Source organism: Vibrio hannami, from assembly GCF_029589055.1.
GTDB classification, from domain to species: domain Bacteria; phylum Pseudomonadota; class Gammaproteobacteria; order Enterobacterales; family Vibrionaceae; genus Vibrio; species Vibrio hannami.
Genome location: NZ_JARQZP010000006.1, coordinates 512,685 through 529,200, shown reverse-complemented (window position 1 = coordinate 529,200; position 16,516 = coordinate 512,685). Strand labels below are relative to the sequence as shown.

The window sequence follows — 16,516 nt, the reverse complement described above, 5'->3', positions numbered from 1 at the left end:
ACCTCTTCGCTGCCAGCGAAGCGCTCTCCTAGCTGAGCTATAGCCACCACTATAGGTAACTGCTCTAAGAGAGCAATCTAGATAGGAGATTTCGATATAAGCTCCTAAGATACTCTATTACATTAAACCTAATCAATCTGTGTGGACACTAATCAACAACAATCTTATCGTTAAGGAGGTGATCCAGCCCCAGGTTCCCCTAGGGCTACCTTGTTACGACTTCACCCCAGTCATGAACCACAAAGTGGTAAGCGTCCCCCCGAAGGTTAAACTACCTACTTCTTTTGCAGCCCACTCCCATGGTGTGACGGGCGGTGTGTACAAGGCCCGGGAACGTATTCACCGTAGCATTCTGATCTACGATTACTAGCGATTCCGACTTCATGGAGTCGAGTTGCAGACTCCAATCCGGACTACGACGCACTTTTTGGGATTCGCTTACTCTCGCAAGTTAGCCGCCCTCTGTATGCGCCATTGTAGCACGTGTGTAGCCCTACTCGTAAGGGCCATGATGACTTGACGTCGTCCCCACCTTCCTCCGGTTTATCACCGGCAGTCTCCCCAAAGTTCCCACCCGAAGTGCTGGCAATTAAGGATAAGGGTTGCGCTCGTTGCGGGACTTAACCCAACATTTCACAACACGAGCTGACGACAGCCATGCAGCACCTGTCTCAGAGCTCCCGAAGGCACACCTGCGTCTCCGCTGGCTTCTCTGGATGTCAAGAGTAGGTAAGGTTCTTCGCGTTGCATCGAATTAAACCACATGCTCCACCGCTTGTGCGGGCCCCCGTCAATTCATTTGAGTTTTAATCTTGCGACCGTACTCCCCAGGCGGTCTACTTAACGCGTTAGCTCCGAAAGCCACTCCTCAAGGGAACAACCTCCAAGTAGACATCGTTTACGGCGTGGACTACCAGGGTATCTAATCCTGTTTGCTCCCCACGCTTTCGCATCTGAGTGTCAGTATCTGTCCAGGGGGCCGCCTTCGCCACCGGTATTCCTTCAGATCTCTACGCATTTCACCGCTACACCTGAAATTCTACCCCCCTCTACAGTACTCTAGTTAACCAGTTTCAAATGGCCTTCCGAGGTTGAGCCCCGGGCTTTCACATCTGACTTAATTAACCACCTGCATGCGCTTTACGCCCAGTAATTCCGATTAACGCTCGCACCCTCCGTATTACCGCGGCTGCTGGCACGGAGTTAGCCGGTGCTTCTTCTGCAGCTAACGTCAAATGATGAACGTATTAAGCTCACCACCTTCCTCACTGCTGAAAGTGCTTTACAACCCGAAGGCCTTCTTCACACACGCGGCATGGCTGCATCAGGCTTGCGCCCATTGTGCAATATTCCCCACTGCTGCCTCCCGTAGGAGTCTGGACCGTGTCTCAGTTCCAGTGTGGCTGATCATCCTCTCAGACCAGCTAGAGATCGTCGCCTTGGTGAGCTCTTACCTCACCAACTAGCTAATCTCACTTAGGCTTATCCAATCGCGAAAGGTCCGAAGATCCCCTCCTTTCCCCCTTAGGGCGTATGCGGTATTAGCTATCGTTTCCAATAGTTATCCCCCTCGACTGGGCAAATTCCTAAGCATTACTCACCCGTCCGCCGCTCGACGCCCAACAAATCATCCGAAGAGTCAATGTTGTCGTTTCCGCTCGACTTGCATGTGTTAGGCCTGCCGCCAGCGTTCAATCTGAGCCATGATCAAACTCTTCAATTTAAGATTTTGTTCGACTCAATGAATACTGAACATTCTTTTGCTAATAAATAGCTAAGTAATGTTTGAATTGACTGTGCTCTTATTGGTTTTCACTTTTAAAAAAGTAAAACAAAACAGCTCAAGGCTGATTCCCAATTTGAATTGGTCACTCTGTATCATTGAAATCAAGTTGAAACCGAAGTTTCGCTTTTGATTATCATCAACGAGTGCCCACACAGATTGATAGGTTTAAATTGTTAAAGAGCAACTTCAACTAAAACTTTCAGTTTTAAGCCTTTCAGCTTTTCCGTTGAAGTGGGCGGCTATTTTAGCGAGATAACTTAGCGTGTCAAACACTTTTTTAAGTTATTTATTTCTCTATTCCGCTTGTTGGTAGTAGAAGTTTCTTTTAAGAAGTTCCCCGTGCCAACGAGGAGCGCATTATAGGGAGCAGATTTTCTTTGGCAATACTTTTATTGAAAAAAGTGCACTTTTTTCGCCTTTTTATCATATACAGACTTAGACACTAAAAAGGAACAAGTTACCCACAAAGTATTGTGGATAACTATTGATTTTGATTAATCATCGCTATCAAAGAAATAAGAGATACGAGATCTTGGATTTAAGTATTCTCTAACAGCATCTGGAAGTTTTGCTGGTAACACTGCACCTTCTATCTTTATATCCTTATCCGCCAGATCAACAATAGGAGCCTGTGTGCGAGGTACGTTAGGATCATATAAAAGAACGTTAGGACAAAGAATATTGCTGGAGTTAACCGAAATAACTAAGCCAACCATCTTATTAGACAGATGAACAACCGTCCCTGGAGGATAAACCCCCATGAACTTGATCAAGATATTGAGATTTTCTGCATTGTATTGGCGTTGGCAGTTCTTATACAGATGAGATAAGGCCGTATAAGGTACTTTTTGTTCTGCGATGATATTGGTATGGCACAAGTTATCATAGGCATTCGCAACAGCAACGATCTGAGCCAGTTCGTCAATGTCATCCCCTTTTTTCCCATCGGGATAACCAGAACCATCTATAAACTCATGATGCTGTGAAATTATATTCTTAGCACTATCTGGAAAGCCATCTATGGCTTCTGCCATATCCTGGCCATATTTAGTATGTAACTTTAGATAATTACTTTCTGGACCTGATAAAGGAGTCGTTTTACGCAGAATCGCCGTTGGTATTTTGATTTTACCGATATCATGGAACAGCGCACCAAACGCGACTTCCTTGATAGCCTTACTCGATAGCTTTTTACTCTTAGCTATCATCATGGCCAAAATGGACACATTGAGTGAATGAAAGTAGATATCTTCGAATTCACTTTTTCCATTCATTAAATGAAGAGTAACGTTATCGTCTGAAAGCAGTTTTTCGACGATATCATCAACCATTACTGTCGCTTCTTCTACAGCCGATTCTGGTCGATTTCGAATTTTGCTCATCACTGAACGTAATTGAGAAAGGGAACGTTCAAACTCCTTTTCACACGCAATAACTCTTCTTCTATAATTGTTAAGCTTGTCGATGCGAGACTGTTTTTCATCCCACATTTTTTTTGCTTCTCTGTTTATTGCGTCAGCTTGTTCTTTGCTTTCTTTAACACCAACAGATTCTTCAACAGGAAGAGGAGTAGTATCACTCTGATTAGGGTCAATAAAGACATGCTGAATCCCAAGGTGCCTGATCAAGTTGATCTGCTCTTGTGATTTCAGTTTAAAGCTATTAAACAGAAACGGGTGCTCATTCCATTTTACTGGTAGACGAACGTGCAGCCCCGGTCTAATTCTGTCTACAGTAATCTTGATACTAGCCACTTTTTCCTTAAAAAATGCTCTATGGTTGAACAAAGGCTAGATTCTGGGGGTGTAATCCAGGCAGCCAATACATTCATAAACAATAATCATAACTTTAAATTATAAAGTAATAGTTATGAAGCGAAAAGAACCTGACCGTAACTTATGAAAGTATTGCATAAAAAAAGCAAACCGTTTTAACTTGACTGTATTTTAAGCGATTATTTTATGCCTTTGTATTATATGTAATTGTTTTGAAAGCACTTGGCTGTTTTATTGAGACACGCACCTTTATGCAACTATACTCACTACCTTTTACAGGGAAGCTAATGCTTTGCTTACTCGAATAACTTACTTACGCAGCCTCTTACTCATCACCCTAATAGTTTACCAGTCTGTTGCTAGTGCAAATGACCTCGGTAGTAATGTCTTAAAACACACTAACTGGAGTAACGGAAGAGCCATTATCAATCCAGATATTGGCTTCACTGACTTCCACTCATATAACATTAAAAACGATCCCTATTACTCTGTGCCATCTTATCCAGAAACCAGCGTTATCTACTTTCGATTTTATTGGGACCAAATAGAGCCTAACGAAGGAGAGTTCCATACAGGAAAGATAGAAGAGGTTTTTCAGCAGGCTAAAAAATTAGATAAGAAAGTCGTTTTACGCTTTATGACACTCGCCGACTCTTATCATTACCATTCAGGCATACCTTGCTGGGTTAAAAACAGGATTGAATTTAACAATAGTTATGATTCAGCACAAAGTTGTCCTATAAGCAAATCAACTGTCAAAAGTATGTATAAAACCCCTGAATTTAGACGGCTTGCTGAAAACTTCTTGATTGAGATGGGCGAAAGGTTCGGAAACAAAGAAGAACTCTTACGAGTGGATGTTGGTATGGTTGGCTCATGGGGTGAGTGGCACCTATCTGGTTGGGAGTTAGGTAATCCTAATCTTGGTTCAGAAAGTATTGGTCTAACCAATGATGACCTAAAACCATACGTTGATATGGTAAACAATGCCTTCCCAAACAAACAAAAAACAATGCTTATCGGTTCTATACACGAAGATATGTTGAGCTACGCAACCTCTATAGGTATGGGTTGGCGAGCCGATTGCTTGGGTGACTGGGGATATGGTGGCTGGAGCCATATGAAAAACGGATATCCGGAATCTATAGAACACGCAAAAAGCTTTGGTCCCATTTACAATCAATATCCGGATCCTGAATTCGATCAACGATGGAAAACAGCTCCGGTAGATTTTGAGATATGTTGGGGCAGCCTGAAGGAGTGGCAAAGCAGGCTTACTTATGACCAAGTGGTAAAAAGTTTCGAATGGGCACTGGAACACCACGCTTCTTTAATCAATGCTAAGTCTAGTTCAATACCAGATGAATATTATTCGCTGGTACAGGATGTACTCAGCAAACTAGGTTATCAGTTTGAGCTGCTTGGTATAGACACTGAAAGCAATATGAATAGAGGGCAAACGTATAAGGTAAAGAGTCAATGGGTAAATACTGGAGTTGCACCTTCATACTTAAACTACCCAATAATGTATCGATTGAGAGATAGCTCTAACAACATTGTTGCCACATTTGCTACAGATAGTGACATTACAAAGTGGATGCCAGCAGAAACATTAAATACCTATCCTGAAATATTCCATGAAACTGACTGGATTTATATTCCAGCAGATATTGATTATGGTACATATTCGCTAGATGTAGGCTTAGTAAAACCAGGGACTCATGACGCTAAAATACAATTGCGTAATCGATATGAAAGCCCTGATAGATGGTATAAGGCCAAAACAATTTACATATACCATTAAAGCTAGAGGTGCTGACGTTGTCAGCACCTTAAATTTATACACCTTAAACCTATAGCGTCCAGATAACCCTTAATGCTAATGCAATAAGCACTACACCAGATAGTTGATCAATTATCTTGGCTTTGGAGCGAAGTCTTTCGATAAAGATCGGAGACGAGAGCATAATCGTAATCAATGTGTACCATAAGCCATCTATGACATATGGCGTTGCAACAATAATCGCTTTTGATCCTACTTCATTTCCAACTGTAATAAATTGACTAAATAAAGCAGTAAAAAACATCATGATCTTAGGGCTAGTTAGCGAGATCAAAAAGCCTTCTTTAGCAGATTGGAAAACACTGACTTTCTCGCCTGATTCTAGCTTAGCCGCTATCCCCCCTTTAGACCTCAACGCATTCATACCAAGATAAGCAAGATACAGTGCCCCTACGATGCTTATGCCTTTAAAGAGTAGTGGCGATTGTTGCAGTATCGCGGCTAAACCAATTAACGTTATTAATGCATATATTGCGATCCCTGTAGCATGAGCCCAAGCCGTTGCAATTCCATTTATGCGTCCACCAGCCAGACTATGTTTCGCAACTATAGCCAGGCTTGGTCCTGGCGACATCGCTCCCAAAAGACAAATAGTAAAAAGTGAAAGCCAAACAGTTAAAGACATATATCCTCCTATTGATGGATGAACAGTATCAATATACGGACATCAATTGAAATCAAATATAATCATCAAGACCATGACTATAAGTCATAAGCAATGGAGTACATAGAAGTTTGAATGGCTCTGGTTGCCTGCTCCCTCATCCAGCGGTGAGCAGGATCTCTGTCATATTTAGGGTGCCATATAAGCCAGTATTTATGACTGACTATTTCCAAGGGGAATGTTCTATAAGTAATATCAACAGTCTCTGACACGTTTTTTGCCACATGCTCTGGGACTACAAGTAAATAGTCACAAACCGTTAATGTATCAAATGCGGCCGAAAAGAACGGAATTGTTAAACCAATGTTTCTGGTTTTATTAAGCCGGGATAACGCACTATCTATATGCGAGTTTTTATCTCCCCCGCCTGAGATCAGAATGTGTGGGAAGCCCAGAATATCTTCCACCGACAGTTCATCCTTTAACGCCAAAGGATGATGTTTCCCCATAACAACAACCGACTTATCTTCTCCTAACAGAATGCTTGATAAACCTTCGGGCTTTTCAGGCAGCATGGTTGATGCCAAATGTATATCAGACTTAGACAGATCAGACAGAAAATCACGCTCCCACATTACGTACTTAAAGCTCGCTTTAGGCGCTAGCTTCGAAGCTTGTGCCACTAATCCTGGAAAAATATACTGAGCGACATAATCGCTTGAGGAAAATACCATCTCCCCTTTCCATTCGTTAGGCTCAAACGCTTGTTCATCGAGTAGATGATCAAATTCTTCAAATAACGAGTCGAGCTTAGCTTTGATTTCAATTGCTTTAGAGGTTGGTACTAACTGGTTACCTTCTCTTATTAATAAAGGATCACCAAAAAGATCTCTCAGCTGAGAAAGCTGTCTACTCACCGCCGATTGGGTTACATGTAATCTTATAGCGGCCTTGCTGACATGGCACTCTTCCAATAAGACATGTAATGAACGAAGGAGGTTCAGGTTAATTTTGCTTAACATGGCGATTTCTTTATGAATGCGGGTCTCACCATTCTAGCAAACAAAAAAAGCCTCGAAAATTTCGAGGCTTCAAACTTATGTGTCCGGTATCCAGTAGTACTAGTTACCTTTCTTTTTTATCCCAGCTTTTTGTGAAAGAATCTTGAGCTTCGCAGCAAGGACAGTATGGCAAAACCTTACTATCATCTTCCAATACGACAGCGATTCGACACTTCTCACACATATAAGAACCTTTTCCAGGTTTATCGCCAGTAGAAAACATCCAACACCTCCCCTGTGAATATTTACTGGAAAAAATTCTAACTTAATTCAGTCTCTTCGCCGAGCAATAAAATCACATTTACGCAACATTGGGGATACATTTTTACATTCGAATGATCTCGATCAAAATACATGCATCAAACGAATAACATTGGAGTAACAATTCTATTTTATGAATGATTGTGAACTCCAGGAAACATTAATTGAGCGCCCATGCAAAAGAGGCCCAACATACTGTTGAGCCTCTTTTATAGTTAAAGCTTACTACTACTCTTTGTATTCAAACTCATCGATAATCACTTCTACACGACGGTTTTCCATACGACCTTCTGCAGTGTCATTAGACGCTTTAGGTTGAGTTTCACCCGCACCGGAAACCATTACACGAGACTTGTCGATTCCTTGAGTATACAGGTAATCAGCAACAGCCTGAGCTCGCTTCTCTGATAGAGCCTGATTGTAAGCTTCGGAACCTCTTGAATCAGTATGACCTACAATTTTTGCCTCAGCCTGAGGATACTTTTTCATAACCCCAACTAACCAATCGAAGTACTGCTCACTACCAGCCGCCAATTTATAGCTATCATTATCAAACAATTCAACACCGAACTCTTTGAACATTTTGATTTCTGGTACTGGCTCAGCTACTACTTCTTTTACTGGTTCAGGTTCAGGTTCAACTTTCTCTTCAACCATAGCCGCTGGAGCGGGCTCTACTGGCATAGGTTCTGATTTCGCACCAAATTTATAGGTCATACCCAGGAAAATAGAGTCTATGTCCATACCGTCAACGAACGAATCATCAATATCGTTGATTCTCTGATACTCTAATCTGGCAGCCCAATCACTAGAAAATGCATATTCGGCTCCAAGTGCAGTCAATAGAGTTACATCATCAATTGAACCGTAGTCAACCTTAACAGCACCAGCCTTCGCAAAAACAGAAAACGCATCAAACGGAAGCGTAAATTTCGGTGCCAATGACAAACCTCTTGCACTACCATCTATAGTATTCGAACTCGCAAAATTAGATTCGAATTTTCCAAGATAATCTAAACCAGCCTCAAGGCCAAAGTTCTCCGTAAAGTTGTAGCCCCCGTAGAGACCACCACCTACACTTTTGTCATCGCATGGTGAAGCGACATAACATGAATCATCCAACCAGGAATGGCCCAACTTACCACCGATATATGTATCAGCACTAACTGAAAGAGAGGATAGAGCAAGAAGAGATGAAACCGCCACAGCTACTTTCTTCATATTAATTCCTTTTATATTTATGAGTATTATTCATCAAGTATAACTATATCTATTTACCATACCTATCCATAGGGTGTGTATATCTAGAGCGTGTAAATGAATAATATTTGACATGCATCTCAAGAATGAGATTGCATTTACATGAATTGACATTTTGTGACAGGATATTTACCACATCTCTGTATATCGAAGTCTAATAAATTGCTTTTTTACAATAAACTACTAGGATCTAAGTAACCCCAAATACCGTAGAGGTACTGGGGCTCCTAGCCAAATGACGTTTTGTTTTATTTGTTTGATTTAAGCCAATCATCCCCATGGTTGGCTTTTTTATCAATAAGGATCGTAGTTATTCTAGAAAACTGTTTTCGTGTGTAATTGCTGCCCTGATATTAATTTATCCATCATTAACGTTGGCGTTTTTGTAGATTCACGCACAATGAATTCTGAAGATTCACAACAAGGACAATTAGGTAAAATACTATTACGTGAATCAATAGTAATTGCTATTCGGCAACTACTACATAAATAGGTACCCCGACATAACTTCTCTCCAGAATATACAAACATAACCAACCTCCATCGAAGTAAAATATATTCGGCAATCATTGCCATTTTTGTTTATTATTTAATCAAAACTAAATTACTGGAGTTGTTAACATTAAGAAATAAAATAAATATAAATAAATATAAAAAAACTAAATTTAGAAAAGTGAAAGAAAGTAAAACTAGGTTTATCATAAGGTTAAATTAACAGCCACCAAATAACTAAGGCCACACATGGTGACCTTAATTTAATGATTAAATGTTATCTAACTGGTTAGAACTTGGTATTAGCGTGCTGATACAGCTCTTCATACTCAACAGCAGTATGATGCCATGAGAAGTCTGTTGTCATCCCATTTACAACCATTTTTTCAACAGCAGGTTTGTCATAACGGTATATAGATGCAGCCCACCTTAGAGTATCGCGCAATGCCGCTGCGTATAGATCATAAAACTTAAACCCAGTTGCTTTGTTAATGTCTTTTGCAGAGTAGTTAATAACCGTATCCTCCAGGCCACCAGTTGAACGAACAATTGGGATAGTTCCGTATCGCATGCTGTACATCTGATTCAAACCACATGGTTCATAGCGTGAAGGCATAATGAAGAAATCAGAACCAGCCTCTACCAGGTGCGCTAGCTTATTGCTATAACCTACAAAGCTACCAAATTTTCCAGGATAGGTTCTTGTATAGTGTTTCAGCGCGTCTTCCTGCCACTCTTCACCAGAACCAACAACCACAACCTGAATATCATCTTCCCGAAGCATCTCATCAATACATTCAATAAAGACATCCAACCCTTTTTGAGTTGCCAGGCGCGACACTACACCATATACCGGCACATCTGCTCGTACTGTTAGTCCAAATTCTTTTTGCAGTTCAGCCTTACATAAGGCTTTACCAGAGAGATCGTTGTGCGAATAGTTATGAGGCAATAGTGGATCTGTAGCAGGATCCCACTCGTGTATATCAATACCGTTAAGAATTCCACGCAATTTCCCTTGAACAGCACGGTGCTGCAATGAATGTTCAAGACTAAAGCCATACTCTGGGGATAGTATTTCCATAGCGTAAGTCGGGCTTACCGTTGTTACCATATCAGCCATTTCTACCCCTGCTTTCAGGAAGTTAAGCTGATCGTAGTATTCAAGGCAGTGGAAGTTATAGTAATCCCAGCCTAAACCAGTCCAATAAAGGTTCGATTTATTGAATACGCCCTGATAACCAATATTGTGAATCGTCATTATTGACTTAGCATTGCTAAAATTGCTGTATTGATTATATAAATCACTTTTCAGATACACATTACATAGAGCGGTATGCCAGTCATTAGAGTGTAGAACATCTACATCAATATCCAGCGCAAGAACGGCTTGCATAATGGCGCGACTTAAGAAAATAAAGCGCTCTGCGTTGTCAGAATATTCGCTTCCGCCCCAATCATACAACTTAGGACGATCATAGTATTTGTCATTTACAATAAAGTAGAACGAGAGGTTTTCACTAACTTTGTGACGGCGAATACTGCCCCACTCTTCTCTGCCTTCACCAAAAGGAACGCCTAGAAGTTCGTATACCACTTCTGTGTCCGCACATTTGTCACCCATTACTTGGGGGTAGTAAGGCATGAAAACAGAAACATTATGTCCATTCTCTGCCAGAGCATAAGGCAGTGAGTACGATACATCAGCCAAACCACCGGTCTTTGCGTATGGTGCAGCCTCACTTGTTGCCCAAACTATATTCATTGTATTCCCTCAAATTATTCTTACTTACAATCCAAAATGGCTCAATGGCAGAAAACACTGCCGTGCTGATGTATAGAGCAAGCCCTAAATCAGCTAACTAATTGTTCTAACACTAGGGGGTGTGAAAATAATACAGTGAAAAGCATACAGAGTTACATGTTGTAATCACATTTTGTCATGAAAAGAAGAGAATACTGCCCCGATAAGCCGCATTTATGTCGGAACAGTAAAAAAATACACTATTCAGAGTTTCATTTTGCCGAATGGTAATCTTATAACCTATGCCAGCCCAGGAAACAGATTGCGTAATCCATTAGCAATAAACTCAACACCCAGAGCTCCCAGAATCAAGCCCATAATACGAGTGATAACGTTGATACCTGTTTGCCCAAGGAAGCGAACAATTAAAGGAGCAGATCGGAACAATAGCCATGCACCAGTACAAAACAGCACTATAGTGACGATAATTCCTACGGTATCCAACATGCCCGGATAACGAGAGCCATAAACAATGGTAGAACTGATAGCACCTGGCCCAGCCATAAGTGGCATAGCCAATGGCACGACACCTATCTGCTGACGACTGACGTATTCTGACTTCTCTTGTTTATTCTGCTTATCTTCGCCTAACTTACCGCTCATCATGGTAGAAGCAATACTTAACAGTAGAAGCCCACCAGCAACCCGAAAGGAGTCTAGCGATATGCTGAACATATCCAGCAATATCTGACCAGCTAACAATGAAACAGTAAGACTAATAGCAACGGAGATGTTTGCAGTAATCGCTACCTTACGCTTTTCTTCCACTGTCATATGATTGGTTAGAGAAACGAAAATAGGCATAATCCCTACTGGGTTCACAGCAGCGACCAAACCAAGGAAAAATTGCAAAAATATAGCCAATTCAAATTATTGCATCAGATCTATCCAGATAATTAATATGGGGAGGTATTTGATGGCGCGACTATAATCGATAAGCGAAAAATCTGCGAACAAAAAATATGTGAAAATGCTATGGCTCCAAAAATCAGAATTTTCGGGCACAAAAAAACACCAACTATCTCTAGCTGATGTTTTAAATTTTCTTCTTTTCAAAACGACGAAAGGTCGCTATAAAAGCGACCTTCCTATGTATGGTACCGGTGGGCGGACTTGAACCGCCACGCCCGAAGGCAACGGATTTTGAATCCGTCGTGTATACCAATTTCACCACACCGGCAATTTGTTCGATGCATTATACGGATGAAACTAACAGGCGCAAGGGAAAAACTTTTATTTGTGAATCAGTTGCTGCTTTAATCACCATCCTGACGTTTACCGAAAATGATAATCGCAAATCTATTTACAATGACTAAGTCAGCTGAGATGGATAATATGAGCTATTGGATAAACTCATATCTACCAACTGGCGGCTTGTTATAGTCAAACAGCATTTTTGATCGTTTTTCTCACCCCGTTTCCACATATGCAATTTGATCTATTCAGAAAGACGACAATACTTACTTTTAGAAATAGATAAAAAAAACAAATGGAATTGCTATGGCTAGGTACTCTATCGTTACGGTAGTGACGTTATTTGCCGCTTTAGTGTTCTCACCGGGGACGGTGCTTGCTGATACAAATAATACGATGAACTATATCGTAACCAACCCTTCCGTTCCCGATAGTGAGCTCACAAAGCAACAAATACGTGCTATCTATCTGGGTCAGCGGACACATTGGTCTAATGGCTCCAAGATTGTATTGATCATTTTTCCTCCCTCAGAAGTAAAACACAGCAATTTTGTTAAATATTCTCTCGGCTTATACCCGTATCAATACAAACGAAGATGGCAAAAACTAGAGTTCAGTGGCTTTGGTGTTAAACCAATCGAAGTATCCAGCGATGAAGAAATGTTTGAAATGGTTGCATCACTTCCTGGTGCTATTGGCTATGTAGAAGAGAACGTCATATTTGAGGGGGTGAATTATGCGAGCCTTAAATAAGTTAATACCAACTTTGTTTTTGGCTTCAATGCCCTGCTATTCCAGCGATTTTTTCTGGAGTGGTTTTGTTTCGCAAGGCATAGTCTATAACTCGGATAACCAATATTTTAGTGATCATGATGTCAGCCTGGATTTAACTGAAGCCGCTCTACAGGGTGGGTATGTGTTTAGTAATAACCTTCGATTTGCTGGTCAGATTCAGTATCGAAATTGGGGACATTACGACGATTTTAATATGGATCACCTTTTTCTTGATTACACAATATTTACCCGTCCAACCTCTACTGCCGGAATCAGACTTGGCCGAATAAAAACAGAGTTGGGCATTTATAACACCTCACGTGATATACCCAGTGCAAGGCCGACTATCTTCCTTCCTCAGTCTATTTACCTCGAGTTCATGAGGGAGCCTGAATCTTATTATGACGGAGGTAACTTATACGGAAATATGATGCTTTCAATCGGCACCATCAATTGGTCTGTGGCTTATGGAATGCACTCAGTTGGTGAAGATTTAGTAGAAAAAATATTTGACGATAGTCTGCAAGGTGAGTTTGACCCAGATTTCAGTCAGAAGCTTCACTTGTCTTGGGAGTCTTTAGAAAGTGACTGGCTCATTGGAGCAGGATTCCAAACTTTAGATATCACGTTCATTACCACCCCGAACCCAGTTATATCTATAGATAACGGTTCGTTTTCTCTGGATAAATACACTGTGTTTGCCCAACATTATCGGGAACGTTGGGAATGGACCCTCGAGTTAATGTACATGGATATAACTGGTGAAGGCTTTGACGCCAGTATAAACGGCATTCCAATTCAAAAACCATTTGGCACTAACACAGCAATGGACGGAGGTTATTTCCAGGCAAGGTACTTTGCTACTGACCAGATTACCCTATTGGCTCGTTATGATGTTTATTTCAAAGATAGAGATAACCGTTACAACAGTACAAATGCCAATGTAGTGGACTATGCACAATACTCCAAAGACTTTACCGCAGGTCTTATGTGGCAGTTCAACAAAGACTGGACACTTAAGGCAGAAGCGCATTTTGTCGAGGGAGCAGGCTTTATCGCTCCAATGATTCGAGTAAATAACAAGAATATTGGAGATAAGTACTGGCAAATGTATGCAGCAGAAATTTCTTACTCATTCTAAAGAAAGCGGTGATACATCAGCACCTCGATCCAGACTAGGCAAAATGGGGCTAATCTGGAAGGTATTTATCGTGCTTTTTATCTTCCTCACTACCGTGATGGGAACATATGCCTATATCTCTAACAAAGCGCTAGAAGAGCGCCTTGAACGCGAAACACAGTTGATAAGAGCTAAGACTCAAACTTACTTTTCCAACTCCATTGAGAACCATATAAACGACATTCAGGAAAGTATCTCTATGCTTTCCGGCTTTGAAAACAGCAAACTGAATACTTTTGTGTCATTTTTTGAGCGCCAATGGGACACTCTAGCGCTGGATTGGGAAGGTAAATCTGTAGGCATCTATAAGGGTTCAGAATTAGTTTTTGAGAAAGGGCATCAAACAGTAAGGGAACAGCCTCCATTTGCTGATTCTTTCACGGAGTCTTCGCAAAAAGGCTTTCCCGATTATTATTTCATATGCCAGCAAGAGTGTTCGATAGTCATAATCATCCCCGTACTAGTCTCTGGTGAAGAAATTATCGTTGTTGTTGAGACTTCACTTTTGAATCCTATACTCAGATTCAGAGAGTTTACTCAACTAAAAACCCTGGTTATAAGCCAAAAAGATCCAAATGAAACCATCACCAAGGTTCATTCATCTGAATTGCAGGATAAGTACCTCATAATGCGGCCGGAAAATAATCAGGTTCAGCTCAACGTACTAAAAAGAGCGGTTGAACAATATCCTCTGGATCACATTTACGCTTCGGGAGGAAACGTAAACCTGGGAAATCGTAATTATCTTATTGATATTATTTTATTTCCCCATCAAAAAGCCTCTAAGAGCTATTTAGTCATCATGTACGATATAACTCATAAACGCCAACTTGATAGTGCTTATTACCGATGGTTTTCTACCGTATCTATCATCTCGATCATATCCCTGGCTTTCATCATCTTCGCAGTGCTATGGCAACCCATTAACAGAATAAAAAAACTCAAAAACTATCTGCCGACATTGGCTCATGAAGGCGACATCCGGCCCCTTGATTTAGAGGAGCAAAAGATAACTTTCTATGATGAAATCAATGCATTAGAAAAGACCTCAAACAATCTAGCTATGCGTCTGATGCAACTTAATAATGTTGTTATCGAAAGAGAGGGGCAGCTTAAAGAACTGGCTCATTATGACAGTCTAACAGGACTCGCGAACAGGGTTAACTTCTATCAATCATTGAATAAATCGATTAATACACTGAAAAACAAGCAGGGCTTTCTGGCTGTTCTCTTTCTGGATCTGGATAGATTCAAACATATTAACGACTCTCTTGGTCACGATGTCGGCGATCAAGTGTTAAAAGTAACGTCGAAAAGGCTTTTGGCTAGTATTCGGGACACTGACTTGGTATCTCGTATTGGAGGAGATGAATTCACTATCGTACTAACAAATATCCATTGGAAAAGTGATGTAGTTAGGGTTGTAAACACCATACTGACTAAGTTTACCGACCCCATCCATGTAAACAATGAACGAATTGACCTGACTCTTAGTATTGGTATTACACTAATCGATAGTCCGTATGCCGATATGAGTAATATTATCCGCCAGGCTGACATCGCCATGTACTGCGCCAAACGAAACAAATTAAGTAGCTACGAGTTCTTTAGCACTGAAATGCAAAGTGAGATGTCTGAACAATTTAATATCATCAACGACTTCAACAATGCGCTGGAACAAGAACATTTCGTTCTGTATTTCCAGCCCATTATGTATGCTGGAACTTCTACTATCCGAGGGTTTGAGACCTTAATACGCTGGGAACATGAATCACGAGGTTTGTTAACACCAGATAAGTTTTTACCTACACTCCGAGAAACCAAACAGTTCAGGAAACTGGAAGAGAGGATCATTTATCAGGGAATCCTTAGTTGTAAACAAATTAACCAGGTTTCTGAACGGGAAATAATGGTATCCATTAACCTTACTGCAGAGATGTTTATGTCCTCTCATCTCTGTGAAGATATTCGCCTTCTGTTGAAAAAATTCAATGTAAGTGGTCATCTAATTCGTATCGAGATTGTAGAAGACACTCTGCTTGATGATATTGAGCTTGCAAGTCAGAGATGCCATGAGTTGGCTTCATTGGGTATTAATGTGTCTATAGATGATTTTGGTGTCGGCTATTCTTCTCTTAGTTATCTGACTCAACTGCCGGCAGACAACATAAAGATAGACCGTAGCTTTGTTACCCAATTTCTTGCAGCAGACGGCGACAGCAAAATATTGCTATCACTCATAGACTTTCTCAAAGACATGAATAAGTCAGTAACCGTAGAAGGCATTGAAACTCAGGTACAGGTCGATAAAGTCACAGACTTCGGATGTGACTTTATTCAGGGATATTTTTACAGCAAACCAGTACCACTGACTCATGCAATCAAATTACTGGAAGGCAATTTTGCAGATGCCGAGTTTTCTCCTCTTCAGCTCTCTTTTCCACTTAACGAGAGCTTTCAATAACCTTTACAAATAGCTATC

Annotated in this window: 10 protein-coding genes, 1 tRNA gene and 1 rRNA gene; 4 read left to right on the top strand and 8 right to left on the bottom strand. The window is 40.8% G+C overall.

Annotation, left to right across the window (positions count from 1 at the left end; translation table 11 throughout):
• Positions 1 to 171 precede the first annotated feature (171 nt).
• Both P7F88_RS13775 and P7F88_RS13770 read right to left on the bottom strand, forming a co-directional pair.
• Positions 172 to 1,723: ribosomal RNA gene (locus P7F88_RS13775) — 16S ribosomal RNA — on the bottom strand.
• A gap of 557 nt (positions 1,724 to 2,280) precedes the next feature.
• Positions 2,281 to 3,540 (bottom strand): HD-GYP domain-containing protein, encoded by a 1,260-nt coding sequence (locus P7F88_RS13770; protein WP_277825591.1) that lies wholly within the window; start codon positions 3,538 to 3,540, stop codon positions 2,281 to 2,283.
• A gap of 313 nt (positions 3,541 to 3,853) precedes the next feature.
• Here P7F88_RS13770 and P7F88_RS13765 point away from each other — a divergent pair, with 313 nt between their 5' ends.
• Positions 3,854 to 5,365 carry a DUF4832 domain-containing protein gene (locus tag P7F88_RS13765; protein ID WP_277825589.1) on the top strand — a complete coding sequence of 504 codons (1,512 nt, stop codon included), beginning with the start codon at positions 3,854 to 3,856 and terminating at the stop codon, positions 5,363 to 5,365.
• 49 nt (positions 5,366 to 5,414) lie between these two features.
• Here the strand turns inward: P7F88_RS13765 and P7F88_RS13760 are convergent, their stop codons facing one another.
• From P7F88_RS13760 to P7F88_RS13735, 6 genes are all read right to left on the bottom strand, one after another.
• Entirely contained in the window at positions 5,415 to 6,029 is a 615-nt protein-coding gene (locus P7F88_RS13760) for a LysE family translocator (RefSeq protein ID WP_277825587.1), read from the bottom strand.
• A 77-nt stretch (positions 6,030 to 6,106) separates the two neighbouring features.
• Positions 6,107 to 7,030 (bottom strand): LysR family transcriptional regulator, encoded by a 924-nt coding sequence (locus P7F88_RS13755; RefSeq protein ID WP_277825585.1) that lies wholly within the window; start codon positions 7,028 to 7,030, stop codon positions 6,107 to 6,109.
• A 528-nt stretch (positions 7,031 to 7,558) separates the two neighbouring features.
• Entirely contained in the window at positions 7,559 to 8,551 is a 993-nt protein-coding gene (locus tag P7F88_RS13750; RefSeq protein WP_277825583.1) for an OmpA family protein, read from the bottom strand.
• An 820-nt stretch (positions 8,552 to 9,371) separates the two neighbouring features.
• Complete coding sequence (gene glgA, locus P7F88_RS13745) at positions 9,372 to 10,847, bottom strand: glycogen synthase GlgA (RefSeq protein WP_277825581.1); 1,476 nt, start codon at positions 10,845 to 10,847, stop codon at positions 9,372 to 9,374.
• A gap of 279 nt (positions 10,848 to 11,126) precedes the next feature.
• Positions 11,127 to 11,750, bottom strand: coding sequence for a YchE family NAAT transporter (locus P7F88_RS13740; protein WP_277825579.1), 624 nt, complete (start codon positions 11,748 to 11,750; stop codon positions 11,127 to 11,129).
• 231 nt (positions 11,751 to 11,981) lie between these two features.
• Positions 11,982 to 12,066 (bottom strand) — tRNA-Leu (locus P7F88_RS13735).
• Between the two features lie 320 nt (positions 12,067 to 12,386).
• On the opposite strand from P7F88_RS13735, the gene P7F88_RS13730 reads away from it, so the two are divergent.
• The 3 genes from P7F88_RS13730 to P7F88_RS13720 are packed head-to-tail and all read left to right on the top strand — an operon-like array spanning position 12,387 to position 16,498.
• On the top strand, positions 12,387 to 12,833 hold the full coding sequence (locus P7F88_RS13730) for a type 2 periplasmic-binding domain-containing protein (RefSeq protein ID WP_277825577.1): 447 nt from the start codon (positions 12,387 to 12,389) through the stop codon (positions 12,831 to 12,833).
• On the top strand, positions 12,817 to 13,995 hold the full coding sequence (locus P7F88_RS13725; RefSeq protein ID WP_277825575.1) for a TonB-dependent receptor: 1,179 nt from the start codon (positions 12,817 to 12,819) through the stop codon (positions 13,993 to 13,995). Before P7F88_RS13730 ends, P7F88_RS13725 begins: the two co-directional genes overlap by 17 nt.
• Positions 13,967 to 16,498 (top strand): putative bifunctional diguanylate cyclase/phosphodiesterase, encoded by a 2,532-nt coding sequence (locus P7F88_RS13720; RefSeq protein ID WP_277825573.1) that lies wholly within the window; start codon positions 13,967 to 13,969, stop codon positions 16,496 to 16,498. Before P7F88_RS13725 ends, P7F88_RS13720 begins: the two co-directional genes overlap by 29 nt.
• Positions 16,499 to 16,516: the final 18 nt, after the last annotated feature.